This window comes from Gordonia alkaliphila, assembly GCF_039542465.1.
In the GTDB taxonomy this organism is placed as follows: domain Bacteria; phylum Actinomycetota; class Actinomycetes; order Mycobacteriales; family Mycobacteriaceae; genus Gordonia; species Gordonia alkaliphila.
In genome coordinates this window covers 288,372-312,594 of the sequence record NZ_BAABIE010000003.1, presented here as the reverse complement: position 1 = coordinate 312,594, position 24,223 = coordinate 288,372, and the positions used below count along the sequence as shown (strand labels likewise).

Sequence of the window (24,223 nt, the reverse complement as noted above, 5' to 3'; positions counted from 1 at the left end):
ACACTCGATCAGTGCACGGCCTGCAGCGAGATCGTCTCCGAGATCACCAGCTTGGACAGCGCCCGTTCCACCTGGCTCTTCCAACCGAGTCCTTCATCGAGGTCCAATCGCAACCGCGGCAGATACTGATCGTCGGCCACCACCTCGAAGCCGGAGGAGACCAGAAAGTCGGTGGCCATCAGGCACTCGTCGCACACGTTTCCCGGGACACCGCCGCCGAGCAGGAGTGCGACCAGATCCTTCGCGAGGTCCGCGTCCGACGCCGAGTACCCGAAGGCCTCGATCGCCCGCACACCGCGTCCGATCGCATCCGCCACCACGGCGTCCAGGAGCAGGGGGGCGACCTCGTCGAATCCGGGTTCCGTGGTGATCTTGGTCAGCAGGACCGCATCAGCACCCACCGGCGCCGTCGGGAACCGCTTGGCGCGCGGAACCCGACTCGGCGGCGCGTAGAAGGCGGTGCCGACCACGCGGCCCGTCGTCGACTCGATCGCCGTCTGGCAGCAGGTGCCCCATTCCAGGAGGAGACCCGACACCCACGCCTCCTTGTCGAACTCACTCTCGAAGCCGCCGAGCGAACCGGTCAAGGCATCGTCGAGCGTGTCGGCGACCGCTTCCGGATCCACCTCCCAGAACACGCAGCGGCGAGTGTGGAGTGGTAGACGGTCGAAACCGTCCAACTCCAACGGCGCCACGGAGACCCCCATCGCGCCCGCCTCCTCTCGATGTCAGTTCCCCGTCGGCGATCTCGCCGCCACCGGGGTGATGCCCTAGTGTCACAGTGACGTTGACAACCGGTACTCCGGTGTCACCGTCACACGGTCGATCAAGCTTGCTGTTCGGCGATCACACCGACGATGCGCTCCAGATCGTCGACCGACCCGAACTCGATGACCACCTTGCCCTTCCGCTTGGACAGGCTGACGGTGACCTTGGTGTCGAGTCGATCCGCCAGCCGGTCGGCCACATCCTTCAGGCCCGGCATCTGCATCGGAGGCCGACGCTTGCTCGGGGTGGGGGAGTCGGGCGCACCGTCGTGGTTGGCGAGCGTGACCGCTTCCTCGGTGGCGCGCACCGAAAGACCCTCCGCCACGATGCGTGCGGCCAATGCTTCCTGCGCCTCGGCGCCGGCGTCCAGTGCGAGCAGCGCGCGCGCATGTCCCGCCGACAACACCCCGGCAGCCACCCGACGTTGGACGGGAATGGGGAGCTTCAGCAGACGGATCATGTTGGTGATCACCGGGCGCGAGCGACCCAGCCGGTTGGCCAGCTCCTCGTGCGTCACCTCGAACTCGTCGAGCAGCTGCTGATAGGCCGCCGCCTCTTCCAACGGATTCAGCTGTGCTCGGTGAATGTTCTCCAGCAGTGCATCGCGCAGCAGATCACTGTCGCTGGTCTCGCGGACGATCGCCGGAATCCGCTCGATGCCGACGCTGGTGCTCGCGCGCCAGCGGCGCTCGCCCATGATCAACTGATAGCGAACGCCGTCGGCCGTCGGCTCGGCGAGCTCCCGCACGACGATCGGCTGCATCAGCCCGAACTCGCGGATGGAGTGCTCCAACTCGGCGAGGGCTTCCTCATCGAACACGGTGCGGGGCTGTTCCGGATTGGGCTCGATCTCCGCCGGCGGGATCTCACGGTAGACGGCACCGACCTCGTCGACCGTCGGTTCCGGATCGGGGCGGACGGCGCCGCCGAGAAGAACATCCGCCGCGGCGCTTCCCATCCGGGTGGTGTTGATGCCCTGTCGCTTGGTCTTCGTCGCCGTGGTTCCGGTCGCCGTCGTCGACGCCGTTGCCGAACCCGCACCCGCGGCGTCCGCGGGCTGCTCGGTCTCCACCGGGCCGGTCGGGATCAGGGCCGCCAGACCGCGTCCCAGTCCACCGCGCTTGGGGGTGTCCCGCTGCGTCACTTCGCATTCTCCTTCAGTACCTGCATGGCCAGTTCCCGCGAGGCGTCCAGGTAGCTCATGGCGCCACGTGAACCCGGGTCGTAGTCGATGATCGTCATCCCGTAGCCCGGTGCCTCGGACACCTTCACACTGCGCGGAATGATCGTCTGCAACACCTTGCTACCGAAGTGCGACCGCACCTCCTCGGCCACCTGATCGGCAAGCTTGGTCCGGCCGTCGTACATCGTGAGCAGGATCGTGGACACGTGCAGCTCCCGATTCAAGTGCGCCTGAATCAGTTCGATGTTGCGCAGCAACTGACCCACGCCCTCGAGGGCGTAGTACTCGCACTGGATGGGGATGAGCACCTCGCGCGCGGCCACCATCGCGTTGACCGTCAGCAGTCCGAGCGACGGCGGGCAGTCGATGAGGACGTAGTCGATACCGAGCTCGTCGAGCACCTCGTCGTCCAGCGCGTTGCGCAGACGGCTCTCGCGGGCCACCACCGACACCAGCTCGATCTCCGCGCCGGCCAGATCGAGGGTCGACGGCACGCAGTACAGTCGCTCGTTCGAGGGCGACTGCTGAATGGCTTCGCGCAGCGGTACGTCGTCGAGGAGCATCTCGTAGACCGAGGCGATACCCGGCTTACGGTGATCGATTCCCAGGGCGGTGCTCGCGTTGCCCTGCGGATCGAGATCGATCACGAGCACACCTAGACCGTGGAGCGCCAGACCCGCGGCCAGGTTCACGGCCGAGGTGGTCTTGCCGACGCCGCCCTTCTGATTGGCGACGGTCATGATCCGGCGGGTGGCCGGGCGGGGGAGGGTACCGGCTCCACCCGGGGTGAGGATCTGGCTGGCCCGTTCGGCAGCCGCCGCGATCGGTGTGTCCCCCAGTTCCACGGTGCTGTGCGCCACCGGAGTTTCACGTGGAACCGCGCTCTGCGATTCACTCTTGCTGTGGTTCGCCACCCCGACACCCCTCTGGTTGTTGTCCCTATTCTGCGTCTTACGCCGGAAGGAAACCAACTCTCAGCCCTTCCTCTTCGCCCGGCGCTCCGCACGTCGCTGTGCCTTGCGGTCGCCGGCGGTCTCCACGCGCGAGGCGATCACCACGGTGGTCGGCTCACTGAGTCGAGAACCGACTTCGCGGGTGGTCAGCTCTTTGAGGCCCACGCGCGCCGCCGCCTCGCGATGCTCGACGATCTCGTCCGCGGCGGAACGCCCCTTGAGAGCCACCAACTGTCCGCCGACCCGAACCAGGGGAGCGGACCACCGCGCCAGCCGATCCAGGGGGGCGACCGCCCGCGACGTCACCACGTCGGCGGATACCACCTGATCGATCACCGCCTGTTCCTCCGCGCGGCCGCGCACTACCGTCACGTTGTCGAGGCCGAGCTTCTCGATCACCTCGGCGAGAAAAGTGGTCCGACGCAGCAGGGGATCGATCAGGACGACGTCCAGATCCGGTCGGGCGATGGCGAGGGGGATCCCCGGAAAGCCCGCTCCGCTACCGATATCGGCAACGCGCAGATTCGGTCCGATCGCCTCCGCAACCGCCGCACTGTTCAGCACGTGCCGCGTCCACAGCCGCGCCGGCTCACTCGGGCCGATCAATCCGCGAAGCACGCCTTCCTCACTGAGGATCTCGACGTACTTATCTGCTAGTCCCACCCGATCACCGAAGATCTCCTCGGCGATCTCTGGGCGCGGCTCACAACCATCGGTTGTCTGGTTCACGCCACAACTCCTTTTGTCTGAGTCCACTGTTTCACGTTGAACCGGCACCCACCTAGTCGAGTGTCCACATCCCCGCATATCACCGTTCTACACGCCTCCCGCACGACGTTCCACGTGAAACCCAGGCACCGAACACCGCACCCACGAGCTCTATCCGCCGCCTGAACCCCGTCCACCGGCTGATCCTGTTGAAGCCACCTCACGTCGGCTGAGCTTGTCGAAGCCCCACCAGTACCGCCCGCTGAGCCCGTTGTCCAGGCCCCACCTCTGAGCGACAATGTCAGAGCCTCACGGCGGCCGGTCCCGCCGAGGACCTCTCGATGGCTGACCCTCTCGATGTCCCACCCCATCCCGACCCGGCGGCCCGGAGGACACGCCACCCACCAGCCCACCCGGTGCCCTCACGTATGAGCCCGGTGGATCCTGCCCACCGCTTCTCCCGGCCGTCCGCACCGGCGGCTTACCGCGATACAACCGCCGCAGTCGTGGCGCTCCACAGGACAAAACACTTCTAGCGGGGGAGGGGAGTCAACGAATCCTCCGCCCACGGGCTCGCTTCACGTGAAACGTTATCCGCCATCTCCAGGATCGGGACGAGGCTTGCGAATGCTCCGTGCCCACCGCTCATGTGCGAACCCACCGAAGACCCCACTGATTGACGCCGGCAGAGTTCCCAGCGCCACACAAACGCAGTCCATGGCAGCAAAGCAGGAGCAGCAGTCCGAGTCGGCGCGCAGGACTTCGGCAAGCTCAGCCAGCGGAGAACCACTGCCGTATCGAGGCATCGAGGCCTCCGGCGAACAACTCGAGGACCCAACCCCCGGTCCAGTTTCACGTGAAACTCGCGAGCGCACTCGAGGCGCGGCGCCCGCCGCCACCCGGCAGGGGGAGGGGGTGGATAGTCCGCCATCCAGTCCCAGCTGCGCCCGAGGGAGCAGGCATCCGGAGAGATCCCCTGGGGCAAATCCTCCATGACACGGACTTCGTCAACGAGAGTGCCGGGGGCGCCCCCTTGGGCGAGAACCAGTATCTCGGCAGAGGTGAGTCTCCGTCGGCCGACCGGGGAGGCTTCGACAAGCTCCGCCAGCGGGGAACGCTGTATCGGCGGAGCGGGGCATCACCGGACGGGTGAGAGTGTTTCACGCGAAACACCGGAATATCAGCGATGTAATTCCGGCAGACGAGGGCACCCTGTTCAGAGCGTCACGTGACGCGTCGATATGCGCGGCCCACGCACGAGCCCTGAAACGACAAAATCGCCGCAACCCTCATCGAGAGAGTTGCGGCGATCGTGTGAGTCGCTCGCGGGCCGAGCCCGGGATACGGCAACGCCGTGCGGTCAGCCCTTCAGGACCACGACGCGACGCTTGGGCTCGGCGCCCTCGCTCTCGCTGTAGACGCCGTCGACGGCGGCGACCGCGTCGTGCACGATCTTCCGCTCGAACGGAGTCATCGGATCCAGCGACTCGCGCTCGCCGGAATCCCGGACGCGTTCGGCGACTTCGGTGCCGAGTGCGGCCAGACGCTCACGACGGGTGGCTCGCCACCGGGCGATGTCGAGCATCAGTCGGCTGCGGTCGCCGGTAGCCTGCTGGACGGCGAGACGCGTGAGTTCCTGGAGCGCATCCAGGATCTCACCCTTGCGCCCCACCAACTGATCGAGATCTTCGCCGCCGTCGATGCTGACGATCGCACGGTCGCCATCGACGTCGAGGTCGATGTCGCCGTCGAAGTCCAGCACATCGAGGAGCTGCTCGAGGTAATCGCCGGCGATCTCGCCTTCCTCGACCAACCGATCCTCATCGTCGTCATCGTCAGAATCCACCGCGTCGTTCTGGGCGGGGGAGTCCACTGCGGCATCGTCCACGGCGGGAGACTCCACCACAGCGTCGTCGACGATGGTCTCGTCGTCGACCTGTGCCGGTGTTGCTTGCTCAGTCATTTCAGTACCTCACTTGATTCACGAGAAGTTCAATGGTGGGCGGGCTAGCGACCGCCGCGGCGGTTCTTCTTGCCCTTGTTGCCCTTGCGCTGGCCCGGCTTGTGTCCCGGGGCACCCTGCTGCTGCGGCTTCGCCGGTGCCGTGTTCTCCCGCGCCACTGCGGTTTCGGGCACTCGACGTTCGGCCTCGGTCCGCGACTGCGGCCCGGCCTCACCGGGCTTCAGCACCGAGTCGCTCAGCGCCGACGCCGTGTCCGAGATCGCGCCCGAACCACCGACCTTCTTGCCGTGCGCGGCGACGGCTGCCTCGTGCCAGGCCTGCGCGGCCGCCACGTGCTCGGGGTCGACCCCGGCCGACTCACCCAGCAGCGAGACGCCTTCGCGGCCTTCCAGTTCGCGGGTGTTCTTCTCCGCGGCGGGCACCGAGGCCTGCTTCCACGTGCCATCCGACGGGGCGGCGGCGATCAGCTTCACCTGAGCCAATTCCCGCTTGTAACCGGCCACATCCACCTGCGACTCGGGGCCGGCCTCTTCGGCCTGCTCGATGATCTGGTCGTAGATCGCCGCTGCCTGGCGGGCGTAGATCCGGGCATCGTCGAACTTGCCGGCACGGAACATCGCGATCGACACCATGCGTGCCCAATCGGCCTTCCGATCCCGGCTCAGCTCGGGCACCGGTGCGTTCTCGTTGGCCTTCTCCCAGGCCTCTTCGTAGGCCGTCAGAATGCCGTTGTCCTCCCGCATCACGGTGTTCAGACGGGCGTCGTGTCCGTCGTTCAGCCAAGCGAGGAGCTGCTGGCGACGCAGGGTCAGGTAGGCATCGAGAGCGCCCATCTCGGCGTCCTCAGCGGTGGCTTCCTTGCGAGCGGCGTCGGTCCACTGGAAGGCCAGGGACGCACGAAGCTCCGCGTCATCGGACAGGCGCACCAGTTCGTCGGCGGCCTGCACCAGACCGTTGCGGTCCTTGTAGGCCCATTCGGTGTTGCGCTGGCCGTAGCGGGTCACCTTGCGGAACTCGCCGATGGCGTCGCCGACGCGGCCTTCCGCGAGGGCCAGGTAGCCGCGATCCATGGCCTTGCCCGGGGCGAAGTTGCCCGGCAGGGGACGCTCGCCCGGTCGGGGAGCGGAGGCGCGACGCTTCTCCTCGCGGATCGCCTTCGCGTGGTCTTCTTCCTTCGCGATGCGTCCGAACACGATGTGCTGCTGCACGTAGGTCCACCCATTGTTCGCCACCCAGTAGAGCAGGATGGCGACGGGGAAGAACGGACCGGTGACGAGAATGCCGAGCGGGAAGATCCACAGCGACAGCCGGTTCATGATGCGGGTCTGCGGGTTCTCCAGGGCTTCCGGAGTCTGGCGGGCGACCGAAGCGCGCGAGTTCATGTGCGTGGCGAACGAGGCGACGATCATCAGCGGCACCACCACCGCGGCGATCTGCCAGCGGGTGAAGTCCAGGGGTGCACCGGGCTGCAGGAACGCGGCGAACTCAGTGGTGGGCTGGGTGATGAACGACGACAGCGGCACGCCGAACAGCCGCGAGTCGAGGAAGTTCTCCACCTGCTCCGGGCTGAAGGCGTAGTTACCCAGCGAGCGGGTGGCCTCCGCGCTCAGGCCTTCCTGGCCCATGCCGGTGCCCATCCGGTTGAACGAGCGCAGCACGTGGAACAGACCGATGAACACCGGGATCTGCAGGAGCATCGGCAGGCAGCCGAGGAGCGGGTTGAAGCCGTGCTCCTTCTGGAGCTTCTGCATCTCCTCGGTCATCTTCACGCGATCGTTTTTGTACTTCTTGCGGATCGCCTGCATCTGAGGATTGATTTCCTGCATCTTCTTCGTCGTGCGAATCTGCTTGACGAAGGGCTTGTACAGGATGGCGCGCAGGGTGAAGACCAGGAAGACCACCGAGAGCGCCCACGCGAGGCCCGACCACCCGGGGCTGTCTGGGGTGAGCTTGTCGAACACCCAGTGCCAGACCCACATGATCCAGGACACCGGGTAGTAGATGAAGTTGAGCACGGCTCACTGACCCCTATCTGACATAGCTTGCCCACCGTCTGAGGTGGAGCCATTGGTATGGGAAGTCTGGGCATCCCGGTCACGACGGCGTGGGCGTCGTTCGGGTACCGGGTCGTAACCGGGCTTGTGCCACGGTCCACATTTGAGAAGTCGCCAGATCGACAGCAGCGAGCCGTACACGAAACCGCGCTTCTGCAGGGCTTCAACGGCGTAGGTGCTGCAGGTCGGCTCGAATCGGCAGGTCGGCATCCGCATCGGGGAGACCCACGTGCGGTACAGCTCGATGACGAAGATGAGCGCTTGTCGCGGAAAGGCGTAGAGCTTCGCGCCGAAGGACGTCATCAGTGCACCGATTCGGCGGCCGCGACCGCGGTCGCCACCTTGCGATGCTCGAAACCGCGCCGGAGCTGGCGTTCGAAGTCTGTCGAGGAGCACGCTGCTGCGCTCGGGCGCGCGCGAACCACCACGTAGGCCTCGGAGGAGCCCAGTGCGCTCCGCGACTGCGCGAACGCATGCCGGAGGCGTCGAGCCACCGCATGCCGCGTCACCGCGTTGCCGACCTTCTTGGAGACGATGAGCCCGAGCCGCGGTCCGCCGAAGACGGCCACGTCGCTGCGAGCATCGGTGGAGTCGGGCCAGCGGGCCGGCAGCGGGAGTACGTTGATCGTCAGATCACGCGCCGAAACCCGCACGCCCTTATCGAGTGTGCGGGTGAAATCGGAACTGCGCTGCAGTCGCGTTGAGTCAGCAGACACCGGAGGGGTCGACCCGACTCTCGACCAGCTCAGGCGGTGAGCTTGGCGCGGCCCTTGCGACGACGGCCGGTGACGATGGCGCGGCCGGCGCGCGTCCGCATACGCAGACGGAAGCCGTGCACACGGGCACGACGACGGTTGTTGGGCTGGAAAGTGCGCTTCCCCTTAGCCATGGGAACTCCTCGGTCTCGTTACAACTGTGGTCTACGGCCCGCATGGTTCCAGCGGCGCAGACCGCGCCGAACCCGGCCCGGCCAGGTTCGATTCAGCCCATGCTCGGGCGACCAGTCGAGACTACTCAGGGTGCGTGTCCAAATCAAACGAGCACCGTCGCGTCGGCTATTCTGCTCGCTTCACCCGGCAGACGACACAATCGCTCCCGTCGCCTGTGGAAATCGTGTCACCCGAGTTCCACACTTGTGGATAACATTGTGGACAGTTCGTCGGCAGGTGCAGGTTTCGGACCCAGCGGTTGTCGACGCGCTGTGGAAGTGCGTTGTGGATGTCCCTCTCGATCGAGGCGACGATCCACGTCGAAGCTCAAACATCTAGGAGGACATCGGTGGCCGACGAACATGGCTCGTTCAGCGCGATCTGGAGTCGCGTGGTCGACGAACTGCACAACGACCTCGCACCGGACACCCAGCCGCTGAGCCGCATGCAGAAAGCGTGGCTCTCGAACGTCCGACCGTTGACCTTCACCTCCGGATTCGCACTGCTCACCGCACCGAATGCACTGATCCAGGAACAGATCGAGCGAAACCTGCGCGACACCATCAGCGATTCGCTGAGCCGTCACCTCGGGCAGCCGGTGGAAGTGGCGGTCCGCATCGCCGAACACCAGGACGAGCCGCCCGCCGCCCCCCTGGTCGTCGAGCCCGCCGTCGATACCGGTGCCGCGACCGCCCGACCTGCAGCGCCGGCGGCTCCCGAGCCGGAGGCCCCCGTGCGCGCCGTGCCGCCGCAGGATTCCGGCGGCACCCGCGACTGGGCCGCCTACTTCGAGGATCGCGACACCACCGCGCCCTCCGACAGCACGGTCACGCTGCACCCGAAGTACACCTTCGACACGTTCGTCATCGGCGCGTCGAACCGGTTCGCCCACGCTTCGGCCGTCGCCGTGGCCGAAGCCCCTGCTCGCGCCTACAACCCGCTGTTCATCTGGGGCGAGTCGGGACTGGGGAAGACCCACCTGCTGCACGCCGCGGGCCACTACGCGCAACGACTGTTCCCGGGCATGCGCGTCAAGTACGTCTCCACCGAGGAGTTCACCAACGACTTCATCAACTCGCTGCGTGACGACCGTCAGCAGGCGTTCAAGACGCGCTATCGCGAAGTGGACATGCTGCTGGTCGACGACATCCAGTTCCTCGAGGGCAAGGAAGGTATCCAGGAGGAGTTCTTCCATACCTTCAACACGCTGCACAATTCGAACAAGCAGATCGTCATCTCCTCGGACCGTCCGCCGAGCAAGCTCGCAACGCTGGAGGATCGGCTGCGGACCCGCTTCGAGTGGGGCCTGATCACCGATGTCCAGCCGCCCGACCTGGAGACCCGCATCGCGATCCTGCGGAAGAAGGCGCTCAGCGACCAGCTCGACGTGCCGGATGAGGTGCTCGAGCTCATCGCTTCCCGCGTGGAACGGAACATCCGCGAGCTCGAGGGCGCCCTGATCCGCGTCACCGCGTTCTCCTCGCTGCAGAACACCGCCCTGGATCTGTCGCTGGCCGAGATGGTGCTCAAGCAGTTCATCCCGGAGTCGGGCGTGACCGACATCAGTGCGGCCGGAATCATCGCGATCGCGGCGGACTACTACGGCATCAGCGTCGACGATCTGATCGGCACCAGTAAGAGTCGGCCGCTCGTGGGCTACCGGCACATCTCCATGTACCTGTGCCGCGAACTCACCGACCTCTCCCTGCCGCAGATCGGTGAGGCGTTCAACCGCGATCACTCGACCGTGATCCACGCCGATCGGAAGATCCGCAACACGATCGGCTCCGACCAGGACGTTTACAACGACGTTCAGCAGCTCACTGCTCGTATCAAGCAGAAGACTCGCAGCTGAGTCTCAAGTACTCCTGCAGGGTTGTGATTCGTCGTGACTGCGGCCGCCGCGCCCATCGGCGCGTGCGGCCGCAGTCGGCGAAATCCCAGGTCGCAGTTCTCCCACGGCCTGTGGAAAGCCTGCGGACAACTGCCCCCGAACCTGTGGACCGCATCTGGACGGCTGGGGATACACAGGGTCTTCCACAGGCATCGGGAGTTGTCCACCGCCGTCGTCCACTGACGGTCCACATCAGAAAATGTGTGTTCACCTGCATCGACAGCTGATTTCCACAGGTTCCACAGGACTTATTACTACAAGTATTTTGTCTCTAAAGATCTTCTTTTTAAAACAAGCTTGGGGATACACACCCACAACGCCACTCGGCTCGCGACACGCCAGGGTCGGCCAAGTCGCTTCCCGATCTGAGTCACAAGATCCGTCCGCCGGGCTCTACAGTGGGATTCGGCGACCACCCGTCGCCTGACCCGAGTTCCCTCGCGGTCGGTTCGTCGAGAAGGGCAATCAGAGCAGATGAAGTTCCGTGTCGTGCGCGACGAGTTCGCCGATGCCGTCACCTGGGTTGCCCGCAGCCTGCCGTCCCGTCCCCCGGTCCCGGTGCTGGGCTGCGTGGTCCTGACCGCCGGCGAGGACGGTCTGCGCGTCTCCGGATTCGACTACGAGGTCTCCGCCTCCGAGGTGATCTCCGCGGAGGTCGCCGAGACCGGTACCGCGCTGGTCTCCGGTCGCCTGCTCGCCGAGATCACCAAGGCACTGCCGAACAAGCCGGTCGACGTGACGATCGACGGCGCCCGCGTCGCGATCGCCTGCGGCAGCTCCAAGTTCTCGCTGCCGACCATGCCGGTCGAGGACTACCCCGAACTTCCCGACGTGCCCGAAGAGACCGGCACCGTGTCCGGTGATCTCTTCGCCGAGGCCGTCTCGCAGGTGGCCGTCGCGGCCGGCCGGGACGACACCCTGCCGATGCTGACCGGCGTCCGCATGGAGATCGACGGCGACCGCGTGGTGCTGGCCGCCACCGACCGTTTCCGTCTCGCGGTCCGCGAGCTCGAATGGCACCCGCGGGACGCCGGCGCCACCGGCGCCGCCCTGGTCCCGGCCAAGACGCTCTCCGACGCGGCCAAGTCCGCCGGCGCGGACCACGCCGGCTCGGTGGCCCTCGCCTTCGGGTCGAGCACCGCGATCGGCGCCGAGGGCATCCTCGGCATCACGAGCAACGCGAAGAAGACCACCACCCGGCTGCTCGACGCTGAGTTCCCCAAGTTCCGCCAGCTCTTCCCGGCCAGCCACACCTCGGTGGCCTCGATCGAGAGCGCGGCGCTGATCGAAGCGATCAAGCGCGTCTCGCTGGTCGCCGAGCGCGGCGCCCAGATCCGCATGGACTTCTCCAACGACTCGGTGCTGCTGACCGCCGGCGGCGACGAGGCCGGCAAGGCCGAGGAGTCGGTCGACGTGCAGTTCTACGGTGATCCCATCCTGATCGCCTTCAACCCGACCTACCTGCTCGACGGCCTGGCCGCGATCGGTGCCAAGACGGTGCAGTTCGGCTTCACCAACCCCGAGCCCGACGGCTCCGGTGAGCGTCGTGCGGCGATCCGTCCGGCGGTGCTGCGCCCGGGTTCGGAGGACGAGCCGGTGGCCGACGAGAGCGGCGCCTACCTGGCACCGGCGAGCGACTTCAGCTATCTGCTGATGCCGGTGCGCCTGCCGGGCTGATCTCCTCTTGTTCGTCCGCGATCTCGCGCTGACCGACTACCGGTCGTGGGACACGGTGCATCTCGAGCTGCGTCCAGAACCCACGATCCTGGTGGGGCGCAACGGTTTCGGCAAGACCAACCTGCTCGAATCGCTCTTCTACGTCGCGACGCTCCGCTCGCACCGGGTGTCCTCGGATGCTCCGCTGGTGCGGACCGGGGCGGCGGCGGCGCGCATTCGGACCACCGTCGAGAACGACGGCCGGGAGCTCACCGTCGAACTGACGATCCGGGAGAAGGGCGCCAACAAGGCCACCCTGAACACCGCACCGGTGCGTCGCACGCGTGATGTCCTCGGTGTCTTGCGCACGGTGCTGTTCGCGCCGGAAGACTTGGCGTTGGTGCGCGGCGAGCCGGGGGAGCGACGACGTTTCGTCGACGAGATCACCGTGCAGCTGCGACCCATCGCGGCCGCGGCGCGCACCGATTACGAACGGGTGCTGCGGCAACGCTCGGCGCTGCTCAAGACCGCGGGCTCGGCGATGCGCCGGTCCTCGGCCGAGGCGGATTCGGTGATGAGCACGCTCGACGTGTGGGACGAGCAGTTGGCGCAGTTCGGTGCGGAGGTCACCGCCGATCGGTTGGCGGTGGTGCGCGCACTGAATCCGCTGGTGGAGCAGGCGTACGCGTCGATCGCACCGCATTCGCGGCGGGCCGGCATCGCGTACCGTTCGGCGGCCGGTCCGGAATTGGACGAGATCGCGGGCGGGGCGGAGACGGTCGCCGACATCCGGGAGATCCTCGGCGATCGACTCCGCGAGGTGCGTAGCCGAGAGATCGATCGGGGCGTCTGCCTGATCGGTCCGCACCGCGACGACCTCTACCTGCACCTGGGCGAGGAGCCGGCCAAGGGGTTCGCCAGCCACGGGGAGTCGTGGTCCATGGCGCTCGCACTGCGCTTGGCGTGCGTCGAGATTCTGCGGGCCGACGGAGTGGAGCCGGTGATCATGCTCGACGACGTCTTCGCCGAACTCGACGTCGCCCGACGGGAGAAGCTGGCCGAGTTCACCGCCGACGCCGAGCAGCTGCTGATCACCGCCGCGGTCGGCGCCGACATCCCGCAGGTGCTGTCCGGACGTCGCATCTCTGTCGGTGTCGTGGAGGACGATGCGGGGCGTCGCTCGGCGATCATCGGTGACGAGCGGGCAAGCGAGGAGGCGGGATGAACGACGATCAGGCCGAACGCTCATCGGGCTACGAGGTGGCGCGGCGCGCGCTGGAGCAGGCGCGTGCGGAGGCTCAGGCCGCGGGCAAACAGGTGGGCCGCGGACGCAGCGGGCCGATTCGCTCCGGTAGCACCGGTGGGCGGGATCGTAAGCGTCGTCGCTGGTCGGGCGCAGGTCCGGACAGTCGTGATCCGCAGACGCTGGGCAGTCTGACCGGCGCGGTGGCGCAAGCGCGGGGCTGGTCGTCGAAGATCAACGAGGGCACGGTCTTCGGTTCCTGGGCCGCGGTGGTCGGCGCGGACATCGCCGCGCACGCCGAACCCACCTCGCTCACCGACGGCGTGCTGCACGTGCGCGCCGAGTCGACCGCATGGGCCACCCAGCTCCGCTACATGCAGTCGCAGATCCTGGCCAGCATCGCCGCGGCCGTCGGCCACGGTGTGGTCAAGAGCCTGCGGATCACCGGACCCGCGGCGCCGTCGTGGCGCAAGGGACCGCTGCATGTGTCCGGTCGAGGACCCCGCGACACCTACGGGTAACCCGCTGGTCGCGGGAAATCCGTTTCGCGTCGCTGCGCGCGTCGAGACGCGATAGAACTCGGCTGAACACAATCGGACCCATGTTGACCGAGATTCGCCGATCTACGGCGACGTGAGGACGTGGCGAAGCAACGTTCTGCACGCCTACGAAGTACACTGGCTCCAAGTGTTCTCAACGAGAAGGAGCGGACGCGTCCCGTGGCCGACACCAGCAAATCCGAGTCGAAGAAGACTGGCAAGAGCAACCCCGGCGATTACGGCGCCGACTCCATCAGCATCCTGGAGGGCCTCGAAGCCGTCCGCAAACGACCCGGTATGTACATCGGTTCCACCGGTGAGCGGGGTCTGCACCACCTGATCTGGGAAGTCGTCGACAACTCGGTGGACGAGGCGATGGCAGGTCACGCGACGCGCGTGGACGTGACGCTCACCGCCGACGGTGGTGTCGAGGTGGTCGACGACGGTCGAGGCATGCCCGTCGGCATGCACGCGACCGGCGTGCCGGCAGTGGAGGTCATCATGACCCAGCTGCACGCGGGCGGAAAGTTCGACTCCGACTCCTACGCGGTGTCCGGCGGCCTGCACGGCGTCGGTATCTCGGTGGTCAACGCCCTCTCGACCAAGGTGGAGCTGGAGATCGCGCGCAACGGCGGCCTCTGGCAGCAGACCTACGACTACGCCAAGCCCGGACCCCTCACCGAGGTCGGTGCCAGCACCAAGACCGGCACCACCGTGCGGTTCTGGCCGGACCCGGAGATCTTCGAGACCACCGACTTCCACGCCGAGACGGTCGCCCGGCGTCTGCAGGAGATGGCCTTCCTCAACAAGGGCCTGACGATGACCCTCACCGATGAGCGGGTCACCGACAACGACGCCGAGGCCGAAGAGGACGACGCGAGCATCAAGTCGTCCGAGGAGAAGGCCTCGGCCATCGCCAAGGTGAAGTCCCGGACCTACCACTACCCGGACGGGCTGGTCGACTACATCCGCCACCTCAACCGCACCAAGACCGCCATCCACAGCACCATCGTGGGCTTCGGCGCCAAGGGTGAAGGCCACGAGGTGGAGATCGCCATGCAGTGGAATGCCGGCTACTCCGAGTCGGTGCACACCTTTGCCAACACGATCAACACGATCGAGGGCGGTACCCACGAAGAAGGCTTCCGCGCCGCGCTGACCAGCACGGTCAACAAGTATGCGCTGGACAAGAAGCTGATCAAGGAGAAGGACGGCAAGCTCACCGGCGACGACATCCGCGAGGGTCTCGCCGCGGTGATCTCGGTGAAGGTCGGCGATCCCCAGTTCGAGGGTCAGACCAAGACCAAGCTCGGCAACACCGAGGTCAAGGGCTTCGTCCAGAAGGCCTGCAATGAGCATCTCGGCCACTGGTTCGAGGCCAACCCGGCCGAAGCCAAGATCATCATCCGCAAGGCCGCCGACTCGGCGCAGGCCCGGATGGCGGCCCGTCGTGCCCGCGAACTGGTCCGCCGCAAGACCGCCACCGACATCGGCGGTCTGCCCGGCAAGCTCGCCGACTGCCGCAGCAACGACCCCACCAAGTGCGAGGTCTACATCGTGGAGGGCGACTCGGCAGGCGGCAGCGCCAAATCCGGCCGCGACTCCATGTACCAGGCGATCCTCCCGCTGCGCGGCAAGATCATCAACGTCGAGAAGGCTCGCATCGACCGCGTGCTGAAAAACGCCGAGGTGCAGTCGATCATCACCGCCTTCGGCACCGGCATCCACGACGAGTTCGACATCGCCAAACTGCGCTACCACAAGATCGTGCTGATGGCCGACGCCGACGTCGACGGCCAGCACATCGCGACGCTGCTGCTCACCCTGCTGTTCCGTTTCATGCGGCCGCTCATCGAGCACGGTCACGTATTCCTGGCGCAGCCGCCGCTGTACAAGCTGAAGTGGCAGAAGGGCTCCGCCCCGGACTTCGCCTACAGCGACCGCGAGCGGGACGCGCTGCTGGAGGCCGGCAAGGCCGCGGGCAAGAAGATCAACATGGACGACGGCATCCAGCGCTACAAGGGTCTGGGCGAGATGAACGCCAGCGAGCTGTGGGAGACCACCATGGATCCCGAGGTCCGCGTGCTCAAGCAGGTCACCCTCGACGACGCGGCCGCCGCCGACGAACTGTTCTCCATCCTGATGGGCGAGGACGTCGCCGCACGTCGCGGCTTCATCGCTCGCAACGCCAAGGACGTCCGTTTCCTGGACGTCTGAGACACCTCGCGACTCCCTCACCATCCTCGCGCCGGTCGAACCCGTCGGAACCTGAGTTGCCGGTCGAGCACCGCCTCGCCTCCGCCGGTTCGGCCCGCCGAAACCAGAAAGTGAACCCATGAGCGACGACACCAACGTCCCGGACGACGCAGCGGCGGTCACCCACGACCGCATCGAGCCCGTCGATCTCGGGCAGGAGATGCAGAACAGCTACATCGACTACGCGATGAGCGTGATCGTGGGCCGCGCGCTGCCCGAGGTGCGGGACGGCCTCAAGCCCGTGCATCGTCGTCTCCTGTACGCGTCCTTCGACGCCGGTTTCCGCCCCGATCGCGGTTACGTGAAGTCGGCCCGCCCGGTCTCGGAGACCATGGGCAACTACCACCCGCACGGCGACAGCTCGATTTACGACGCCCTGGTGCGTCTGGCTCAGCCCTGGTCGCTGCGCTATCCGCTGATCGACGGGCAGGGCAACTTCGGCTCGCGCGGCAACGACGGCGCCGCCGCCATGCGATACACCGAGGCCCGGCTGACACCGCTGGCCATGGAGATGCTGCGCGACATCACCGAGGAGACCGTCGACTTCACGCCCAACTACGACGGCAAGACCGAGGAGCCGACGGTGCTGCCGTCGCGCATCCCCAACCTGCTGATCAACGGTTCCGGCGGTATCGCCGTCGGCATGGCCACCAACATTCCGCCGCACAACCTCAACGAGGTGGCCGACGCGGTGTTCTGGGCGTTGGAGAATCCGGATGCGGATGAGGAAACCACCCTCGAGGCCTGCATGGCCGCGGTCAAGGGGCCGGACTTCCCGACCGCGGGTCTGATCGTCGGCGGTCAGGGCATCAAGGACGCCTACACCACCGGTCGTGGCAGCATCCGCATGCGCAGCGTCGTCGACATCGAAGAGACCAAGACCGGTGGCACGCAGCTGATCGTCACCGAGCTGCCGTATCAGGTGAACATCGACAACCTGATCCACAACATCGGCGAGCAGATCAACGACGGCCGCCTCAAGGGCATCAGCAAGATCGACGACCTGTCGTCCGATCGCGCCGGCCTGAAGATCGCGATCACCCTGCGCCGCGACGCCGTCGCTCGCGTGGTGCTCAACAACCTCTACAAGCACACCCAGCTGCAGACGAACTTCGGCGCCAACATGCTGTCGATCGTTGACGGCGTGCCGCGCACGCTGCGCCTGGATCAGATGATCCGCTTCTACGTCGCCCACCAGATCGACGTCATCGTGCGTCGCACCCGATACCGGCTGCGCAAGGCGGAGGAGCGCGCGCACATCCTGCGCGGTCTGGTGAAGGCGTTGGACGCCCTCGACGAGGTCATCGCGCTGATCCGTGCGTCGGCCAACACCGACGCCGCGCGCTCGGGCCTGATGGACCTGCTCGACATCGACGAGATCCAGGCCGACGCGATCCTCGCGATGCAGCTGCGTCGCCTGTCGGCCCTGGAACGCCAGAAGATCATCGACGAGCTCGCCGAGATCGAGCGCGAGATCGCCGACCTGAAGGACATCCTGGCGAGCCCGGAGCGTCAGCGTTCCATCGTGCGCGATGAGCTCAAGGAAGTGGTCGACAAGTACGGCGATGAGCGCCGCACCAAGATCATTGCCGCCGAAGGCGACGTGGCCGACGAGGATCTGATCGCGCGCGAGGACGTCGTCGTCACGATCACCGAGACCGGCTACGCCAAGCGCACCAAGACCGACCTGTACCGCAGCCAGAAGCGCGGCGGCAAGGGTGTGCAGGGCGCGGGTCTGAAGCAGGACGACATCGTCGCCCACTTCTTCGTCACCAGCACCCACGACTGGCTGCTGTTCTTCACCACCAAGGGTCGCGTCTACCGGGCCAAGGCATACGAGCTGCCCGAGGCCAACCGCACCGCCCGCGGTCAGCACGTGGCGAACCTGCTGGCCTTCCAGCCGGAGGAGCGCATCGCGCAGGTGATCCGCATCAGCGGCTACACAGATGCCCCGTACCTGGTGCTGGCCACCCGCAACGGTCTGGTCAAGAAGTCGGCGCTGGAGGCCTTCGACTCCAACCGTGCCGGCGGCATCGCGGCGATCAACCTCCGCGGCGACGACGAACTGGTCGGCGCGCAGCTGTGCGCGGCCGACGACGATCTGCTGCTGGTCTCCAAGAAGGGCCAGTCGATCCGGTTCCACGCCGACGACGAGACGCTGCGTCCGATGGGTCGTCAGACCTCCGGCGTGCAGGGCATGCGGTTCAACGACGACGACGAACTGCTGTCGCTGAACGTGGTGCAGGACGACACGTTCCTGCTGGTCGCCACCTCCGGCGGCTACGCGAAGCGCACCGAGATCGCCGAGTACACGGCGCAGGGTCGCGGCGGCAAGGGCGTGCTGACCATTCAGTACGACCCGAAGCGCGGCGAACTGGTCGGCGCCATCATCGTCGACCTCGACAGCGAGGTGTATGCGATTACCTCCGGTGGCGGCGTGATCCGCACGATGGCCAAGCAGGTGCGCAAGGCCGGACGTCAGACCAAGGGCGTGCGCCTGATGAATCTGGGCGACGGCGACAGTCTGCTGGCGATCGCGCGCAATGCCGACGAGCCGGACGACGAGCCCGCGGCGGAACCGCAGTAATCGCTCGATGAGTCGTAGGGTTGTCACCAACCCAGCAGTGAGGACAGGTTTGTGACCAAAGGCAATCAGCCCGAGGACTCCGCTTCCGAGCGCGGTGCCGTGCCGCCGCCGTGGAAGCGCGGGGAGACGACCGCCGCGACCGGTTTGACGGCCGGCGACGTCGCCAAGGCCGCCGCAGCGGGACCCGGACAGTCGTCGGCACCGCTCGGCCCGCCGCCGCGCACCAACGCTCCCGGCGGGGGTTCGCCGTCGAGCACGCCGACGCGCGCCGTGCCCGCGCAGCAGCCGGAGGAGGCCCCGGAGCCCCCGACGACGGCTGTTCCGGCCGCCGCCCCGCAGCCGCCCGCCCCGGCGGGGCCGTCGCGGCCCCAGCCGGAGCCTCCGAGGCCGCCGCAGGGCGGTCCGCAAGGTCCGAAGCCACCGGGCCCGAAGACACCGACGGCGACGGGTGCCACCGGTCCGGCAGCGGCCGCTCCGGTGCCGCCCGCGGCAGGTCCGAAGAAGTCGGCCCCCGCGGGTCCGGCGGTCAACGAGCCTGCACGACGCGAACCGGCCGGCGAGGCGGGCAAGAGCGACGCCGTCGACCGCGCCTCGGTGCGCCGGATCTCGGCCGCTGCCACCATCGGCACCCCGATGCGCGCGGCGGTGCAGGTGCGGCGCGTGGATCCGTGGTCGATCTTCAAGGTGACCGGCGTGCTCGCCGTGGCCGGCTTCCTGATCTGGATGATCGCGATCGCCGTGCTCTACGGCGTGCTGTCGGGCATGGGGATCTGGGATCAGATCAACAGCTCGTTCGGCACCCTGGTGAGCGCTGACGGCACCAGCGACAGCGCCAACCTGATCTCCTCCGGGCAGGTCTTCGGCTTCTCGGCGCTGTTCGGTGTGTTCGCCGCGATCGTGATGACCGCGCTGGCGACCATCCTGGCCTACGTCTACAACGTCTGCGCCGACGTCGTCGGTGGATTCGAGATCACTTTGGCTGATTTGGACTGACCCCGGTAGCACGCGGATTTACGTCGCTGACCAGCCGTTTTGGTTGATCAAGATCCGTCGGGTAATGTTCCATTTCGGTTCAAGGGCCTATAGCTCAGGCGGTTAGAGCGCTTCGCTGATAACGAAGAGGTCGGAGGTTCAAGTCCTCCTAGGCCCACCACCTTGACCCACCGGCCCCGGCCGGTACGGGGCCTTAGCTCAGTTGGTAGAGCGCTGCCTTTGCAAGGCAGATGTCAGGAGTTCGAATCTCCTAGGCTCCACAAAGAGAGATTCCCGTCAGACCCGGTAAGCGCCCGTTCGCTTGCCGGGTTTTTCCTCTGCCGCAGACAACCCGAGGACCGCGATTCTCGACGGTTGGTAAAACAACGGCGTCCTGACGCCCACCGATGGCATATACGCATTGGTGGACGCCAGGACGCCGTTGTTCTACCGACGACCGGGTCGAGCCGGGCCGGAGGGAGTCAGGACAGGCCGACGAGGCCGGGCTGATCGCTCTCCGGCTCATCCGTAGCAGAAGCGACGGAGGCCACGGAGGCAACCGGGGCGACGGCTGGAGGAGTGGAGTCGGTTGGTCCGTTGAAGTCCTGGAGCCCGTCCGGGGTGTTCGCGTAGTGGTGGGTCACGCCTTCCGATTCGGCGAGCTCGGCGATGGCGCGGAACACGTCCTTTGACGCCTCGGCCCACGGCATCAAGATCGGGAAGACGTGGAACATGCCCGGCTGCTCCATCGCTCGCAGGCGGACGCCGCCGTCGCGAAGTTTGTCGCAGAACTCGCGGATCCCGTCGCGGAACATCTCCTTGTCGCCCCACGCGACGAAGGTGGGCGGGAACCACTCGGGTTTCGGCTGGGTGTACACCACCGAGACACGGCCGTCGTTCGGCTGGATGCCGCGCAGGTAGGCGGTCACCGGGATGTTCCACGGGAGCACGTCCGATTGCGAGTTCTCCATCACCGATTCCTGGTTGAGGTCCAGGTCCACCTCGGGGGAGAAGAGTGCGAGACCGGCGGGCTTCTGGAGGCCCTGCTCCTGCAGGTACACGATTAGTGACGTCGACAGTCCGCCGCCGCCCGAGTCACCGGCCACGATGATGTCGTCGGCACCGATGCCCATCTCGAGGAGGCCGCGGTAGGCGTCGGCGGCGTCGTGCAGGGCCGCCGGGAACGGGAACTCCGGCGACATCCGGTAGTCGGGGATGAAGATCTGGCAGCCGGACAGTCGAACGAGGGCGGCAGCGAACGCCGTGTACATCGACGGCGTGGTACCGAAGTAGCCACCGCCGTGCAGGTACAGGATGGTCTTGTCGTGCGCCTTGGGCGGGTCGTCGTGCGCGGCGACGGCCGGCTTCTCCCGGCACCAGAAGCCTTCCTGGCCGCCGACGACGCCGGCCTCGATCTCGACGCCACCGGCCGCGCCGACGATCGGGGGAAGGATCGTCTTGCAGATGTTGTCGAGGATCTTCTCCATCGACCGGAACTCCTCGATCGGCAGACTCACCGAGTAGCCGAGGAACGATCGGATGGTCTGGCGGGTCACCGCCTGACCGATGTTGTCGAGAACGCCGCCCGGGCCGCTCAGCGGCTTCTGGAACGGCACGCGCGCCAGCCCGTTGAGCATGGTGTCGGCCATGCCGATCACCGTCAGTGCCGCAATCGGCTTCGACGCGGTCTTCACACCTTCACGATCAGCCATAACCATGTGGTCGACCTTATGCGACAAACAGCCCGGGCGGCGAGGTCACGCGGCAGGAGATGGCGAGTACCGCCGGGTCAGTGGACGCGGCGGGCCACGAAGTCGGCGGCTCGAATGGTGTCGCCGTTCACCGAGTACAGGACGTGCTGCGGGGTCGGTCCGCCGACGGGGCTGCCGTCGCAGACGTTGTCGCCGGCGACGCAGTACCGCACGGTCTTGCCGCGGTAGGCCGCGCCGACCTTCATACCGGGTGCGCCGACCTGGCGGATCCAATGGGACGACGGCGTACCGAACAGCACCACCGCGGAGATGTGCTTGGCGTACTCGGCGCCGAGCGGCTCGGGTGCGTAGGAGCGGTAACGGAGGTACTTGGCGGGGATATTGATGCGGTCGGCCACGGCGTAGGTGGCGACCACCGCACCCTGCGAATATCCGCCGAGCACGATGTCGGTGTTCGGGCAGCGGCGAGCGATCGACTTGATCTGGCGCTGCGCATCCTTGATGCCGTCGACGACGTTGTGGGCGAACCCCACCCGGTCGGAGAAGTTACTGCTCGCGGGATAGTTCACCGCCGAGGTGCGAACGGACTTCCCGTGCACTCTGTCGTCGAGTGCCTGGTTGAACGACAGCCCGGTGATGCCGATCGGCGGTGCCATCTCGGCGGTTCCGCGTGCGAAGACCACCTGAACACCGGCGCATCCGGGCGCCGCGGTCGCGGGAGCCCCGCTTCCGACGATCACCGCGGTCATGGTCGCGAGAGCAGTAACGGCGATCACCAGTGCGCGTCTGAGCATGTGATCGATCGTACGGGACTTTAGTCCCGGTTCGCGGACATGTTCACGCTGACGTCAGAGCAGAATCCACAGGTACGACAGCAAGGCCAGCAACCAGAACGCCACCCACAGCCAGCCCAGGACGATGGCCCACTTGGCGAACGGCCCGCCTTCGTGACTGCCGGCTGCAGTCTCGGTGCGACCGCGGTAGCCCAGCCAGATACCGAACGGCACGGTGATCAAGAAAAAGCCCAGGCCGGAAAGCACGAAGCCGACGATCGCCGACACGCTCAGCTTCCCGCTGCTGCCGGTGGCAGCCGTCGCCGAGGAGGTGGAGGCCGGGGGCGTCACGGGCGCCTTCCCTTCTGCAGCATCGGGGGATTCGTTCGCGGGCTCGGTGGTGCGGTCGGCGGAGTAGCTCTTCGTCTTCTCGACGGGTGCGGCCGGATTCAGCACCGAGGTGCTCTGCGGTCCGGGTGCACCCTGCGGTGGCAGTGCCGAGTACGCGCGTGGGGGCCCGGAATCGGGTGTGGGCGGTGTGCTCGGTCGGGGCTCCGGCGTGACCGGACCGCTCTGCACCGGATAGCGGGGGGACTGACCCGGCTGCGGGCCGCCGTCCTGGGCGGGTCCGGCCGGGTTCGACGGCCGACCGGCACCCGGAGGCGTCTGACCACCCGGCGCCTGAGCGATGGGTGCCTGACCAGCGGGAGAATGCGCGCCTGCGGCCGGGCCGCGCTGGGCCGACAGCGGGGAACCGGGTGCTTGAGGTCCCGGCGCCCGCGGTCCCGGCGCTGGGGTGTTAGGCGCTGGGGTGTTCGGCATGGGGGCGCTCGATGACGGTCCCGACGGCCGCGGTGCCGGGGCCTGCGGCGCAGCAGACTGCTGCGACGGCGCCTGTGCTGCCGGGGACGGGCCTGCGGGCTGCGGCGTACCGGGGGATTGCGGTGCCGAGGGCCGTGACTGGGATGCGGGGGTGGGGGATCCGGGGGTGGGAGCAGCTGCAGCTTGCGATGCGGGGGTCGGCGGTCGCGGCGCGCTCGAGGAACTCTGCGCAGGTGATGCGGGCGGGGTCGGACTCGACGTGGTCGGTCCGCCGGCGGCCGGGGAACCGGCAGGGGCTGGAGGACGCGGTGGTGTCTGTCCGGGAGAACCGGGAGGAGGCGTAAAGCCGGCGGGACCGGCCGCACTCGGCGTCGGACCTGCCGCGGAATCGCGAGACTCTTCGGGTGCCACGAAACTAAACTACCCGCTCGGCGCCGTCGGCCCCACTTTCTCCCGCGATGCTCAGCGCACGTCCTCGATCCGCGGCGGCGCAGCGGCCACCGGCGGATGCACGGTGCGCGCCCGGCGCGCGGCCAGCACGATCACGGTCAGGACGGCGGCAACGGCGGACGCGGCAATGCCTGCGGCTTTGATCGACATGCTTCCAGCGTGCCAGGTCACCGGGCCCGGAGCCACTTGACGTGGTTGGATGGAAAGGGTGAGCGAAGAGAAGAAGACCGCGACCCTGCACACCAATCGCGGCGACATCATCATTGAACTGTTCCCGAACCATGCGCCCAAGACGGTCGCCAACTTCGTCGGCCTGGCCGACGGCTCGCGCGACTACTCCACGGCCAACGCCAAGGGCGGTGACAGCGGCCCGTTCTACGACGGCAGCATCTTCCACCGCGTGATCGACGGCTTCATGCTGCAGGGCGGCGACCCGACCGGCACCGGTCGTGGCGGTCCCGGCTACAAGTTCGACGACGAGTTCCACCCCGACCTGCAGTTCGATCGTCCCTACCTGCTGGCGATGGCCAATGCCGGACCGGGCACCAACGGCTCGCAGTTCTTCATCACCGTGGCCCCGACGCCGCACCTGAACCGTCGCCACAGCATCTTCGGTGAGGTCACCGACGCCGCGTCGCGCGCCGTCGTCGATGCCATCGGCGCCACCGCTACCGATCGCGCCGATCGTCCCGTGGACGAAGTGGTCATCGAGAGCATCGAACTCAGCTGAGAAGTGCAGCAGTATTGCTATAGGCATCCCG

The 24,223-nt window shown here is 67.0% G+C and carries 20 protein-coding genes, 2 tRNA genes and 1 pseudogene; 10 read left to right on the top strand and 13 right to left on the bottom strand.

What is annotated here, in order from left to right; genetic code table 11:
- Positions 1-8 precede the first annotated feature (8 nt).
- The 9 genes and pseudogenes from ABD989_RS05275 to rpmH all read right to left on the bottom strand — a co-directional run bounded on the left by ABD989_RS05275 (position 9) and on the right by rpmH (position 8,518).
- Positions 9-707, bottom strand: coding sequence for a hypothetical protein (locus tag ABD989_RS05275; RefSeq protein WP_345312682.1), 699 nt, complete (start codon positions 705-707; stop codon positions 9-11).
- A 119-nt stretch (positions 708-826) separates the two neighbouring features.
- Positions 827-1,912 (bottom strand): ParB/RepB/Spo0J family partition protein, encoded by a 1,086-nt coding sequence (locus ABD989_RS05270; protein WP_345312681.1) that lies wholly within the window; start codon positions 1,910-1,912, stop codon positions 827-829.
- Positions 1,909-2,865 (bottom strand): ParA family protein, encoded by a 957-nt coding sequence (locus ABD989_RS05265; RefSeq protein WP_425556481.1) that lies wholly within the window; start codon positions 2,863-2,865, stop codon positions 1,909-1,911. The genes ABD989_RS05270 and ABD989_RS05265 overlap by 4 nt, the downstream gene beginning before the upstream one ends.
- Positions 2,866-2,925: 60 nt before the next feature.
- On the bottom strand, positions 2,926-3,633 hold the full coding sequence (gene rsmG / locus ABD989_RS05260; RefSeq protein ID WP_345312721.1) for a 16S rRNA (guanine(527)-N(7))-methyltransferase RsmG: 708 nt from the start codon (positions 3,631-3,633) through the stop codon (positions 2,926-2,928).
- Positions 3,634-4,972: 1,339 nt separating this feature from the next.
- Positions 4,973-5,575 (bottom strand): Jag family protein, encoded by a 603-nt coding sequence (locus tag ABD989_RS05255; RefSeq protein ID WP_246993127.1) that lies wholly within the window; start codon positions 5,573-5,575, stop codon positions 4,973-4,975.
- A 1,100-nt stretch (positions 5,576-6,675) separates the two neighbouring features.
- Positions 6,676-7,590, bottom strand: a pseudogene (gene yidC, locus ABD989_RS05250) (membrane protein insertase YidC); the annotation flags it as partial.
- 3 nt (positions 7,591-7,593) lie between these two features.
- Positions 7,594-7,932: a membrane protein insertion efficiency factor YidD gene (yidD, locus tag ABD989_RS05245; RefSeq protein WP_246993129.1), complete on the bottom strand. Its 339-nt coding sequence runs from the start codon at positions 7,930-7,932 to the stop codon at positions 7,594-7,596.
- Positions 7,932-8,345, bottom strand: coding sequence for a ribonuclease P protein component (gene rnpA / locus ABD989_RS05240; RefSeq protein ID WP_246993132.1), 414 nt, complete (start codon positions 8,343-8,345; stop codon positions 7,932-7,934). Before rnpA ends, yidD begins: the two co-directional genes overlap by 1 nt.
- A gap of 29 nt (positions 8,346-8,374) precedes the next feature.
- Entirely contained in the window at positions 8,375-8,518 is a 144-nt protein-coding gene (gene rpmH / locus ABD989_RS05235; RefSeq protein WP_246993135.1) for a 50S ribosomal protein L34, read from the bottom strand.
- A gap of 389 nt (positions 8,519-8,907) precedes the next feature.
- On the opposite strand from rpmH, the gene dnaA reads away from it, so the two are divergent.
- The 9 genes from dnaA (at position 8,908) to ABD989_RS05190 (ending at position 19,986) form a co-directional block, all read left to right on the top strand.
- Positions 8,908-10,413 (top strand): chromosomal replication initiator protein DnaA, encoded by a 1,506-nt coding sequence (gene dnaA, locus ABD989_RS05230; RefSeq protein ID WP_425556484.1) that lies wholly within the window; start codon positions 8,908-8,910, stop codon positions 10,411-10,413.
- A gap of 513 nt (positions 10,414-10,926) precedes the next feature.
- Positions 10,927-12,129, top strand: coding sequence for a DNA polymerase III subunit beta (gene dnaN / locus ABD989_RS05225; protein WP_345312678.1), 1,203 nt, complete (start codon positions 10,927-10,929; stop codon positions 12,127-12,129).
- 7 nt (positions 12,130-12,136) lie between these two features.
- Positions 12,137-13,333, top strand: a complete 1,197-nt coding sequence (gene recF, locus ABD989_RS05220; protein WP_345312677.1) for a DNA replication/repair protein RecF — start codon at positions 12,137-12,139, stop codon at positions 13,331-13,333.
- Positions 13,330-13,872 carry a DUF721 family protein gene (locus tag ABD989_RS05215; RefSeq protein ID WP_246993146.1) on the top strand — a complete coding sequence of 181 codons (543 nt, stop codon included), beginning with the start codon at positions 13,330-13,332 and terminating at the stop codon, positions 13,870-13,872. Before recF ends, ABD989_RS05215 begins: the two co-directional genes overlap by 4 nt.
- 198 nt (positions 13,873-14,070) lie before the next feature.
- Positions 14,071-16,107 (top strand): DNA topoisomerase (ATP-hydrolyzing) subunit B, encoded by a 2,037-nt coding sequence (gene gyrB / locus ABD989_RS05210; protein WP_345312676.1) that lies wholly within the window; start codon positions 14,071-14,073, stop codon positions 16,105-16,107.
- Positions 16,108-16,225: 118 nt separating this feature from the next.
- Positions 16,226-18,733: a DNA gyrase subunit A gene (gene gyrA, locus ABD989_RS05205; RefSeq protein ID WP_345312675.1), complete on the top strand. Its 2,508-nt coding sequence runs from the start codon at positions 16,226-16,228 to the stop codon at positions 18,731-18,733.
- Between the two features lie 51 nt (positions 18,734-18,784).
- The gene (locus tag ABD989_RS05200) at positions 18,785-19,726 is read left to right on the top strand and encodes a DUF3566 domain-containing protein (RefSeq protein ID WP_345312674.1); all 942 of its coding nucleotides are present in this window, start codon (positions 18,785-18,787) and stop codon (positions 19,724-19,726) included.
- 83 nt (positions 19,727-19,809) lie between these two features.
- Positions 19,810-19,886: transfer RNA gene (locus ABD989_RS05195), tRNA-Ile, on the top strand.
- A 27-nt stretch (positions 19,887-19,913) separates the two neighbouring features.
- Positions 19,914-19,986 (top strand) — tRNA-Ala (locus ABD989_RS05190).
- 201 nt (positions 19,987-20,187) lie between these two features.
- Here the strand turns inward: ABD989_RS05190 and ABD989_RS05185 are convergent.
- The 4 genes from ABD989_RS05185 to ABD989_RS05170 all read right to left on the bottom strand — a co-directional run bounded on the left by ABD989_RS05185 (position 20,188) and on the right by ABD989_RS05170 (position 23,612).
- Positions 20,188-21,423, bottom strand: coding sequence for an alpha/beta hydrolase (locus ABD989_RS05185; RefSeq protein ID WP_345312673.1), 1,236 nt, complete (start codon positions 21,421-21,423; stop codon positions 20,188-20,190).
- A gap of 71 nt (positions 21,424-21,494) precedes the next feature.
- Positions 21,495-22,211 carry a cutinase family protein gene (locus tag ABD989_RS05180; protein WP_345312672.1) on the bottom strand — a complete coding sequence of 239 codons (717 nt, stop codon included), beginning with the start codon at positions 22,209-22,211 and terminating at the stop codon, positions 21,495-21,497.
- A gap of 54 nt (positions 22,212-22,265) precedes the next feature.
- A complete protein-coding gene (locus ABD989_RS05175; RefSeq protein WP_345312671.1) occupies positions 22,266-22,646 on the bottom strand; it encodes a DUF4190 domain-containing protein in 381 nt (126 codons plus the stop codon).
- 828 nt (positions 22,647-23,474) lie between these two features.
- Positions 23,475-23,612 carry a hypothetical protein gene (locus ABD989_RS05170; protein ID WP_246993167.1) on the bottom strand — a complete coding sequence of 46 codons (138 nt, stop codon included), beginning with the start codon at positions 23,610-23,612 and terminating at the stop codon, positions 23,475-23,477.
- Between the two features lie 49 nt (positions 23,613-23,661).
- Between ABD989_RS05170 and ABD989_RS05165 the strand changes: the two genes are divergently transcribed.
- Positions 23,662-24,192, top strand: coding sequence for a peptidylprolyl isomerase (locus tag ABD989_RS05165; protein WP_345312670.1), 531 nt, complete (start codon positions 23,662-23,664; stop codon positions 24,190-24,192).
- The last annotated feature ends 31 nt before the right edge of the window (positions 24,193-24,223 follow it).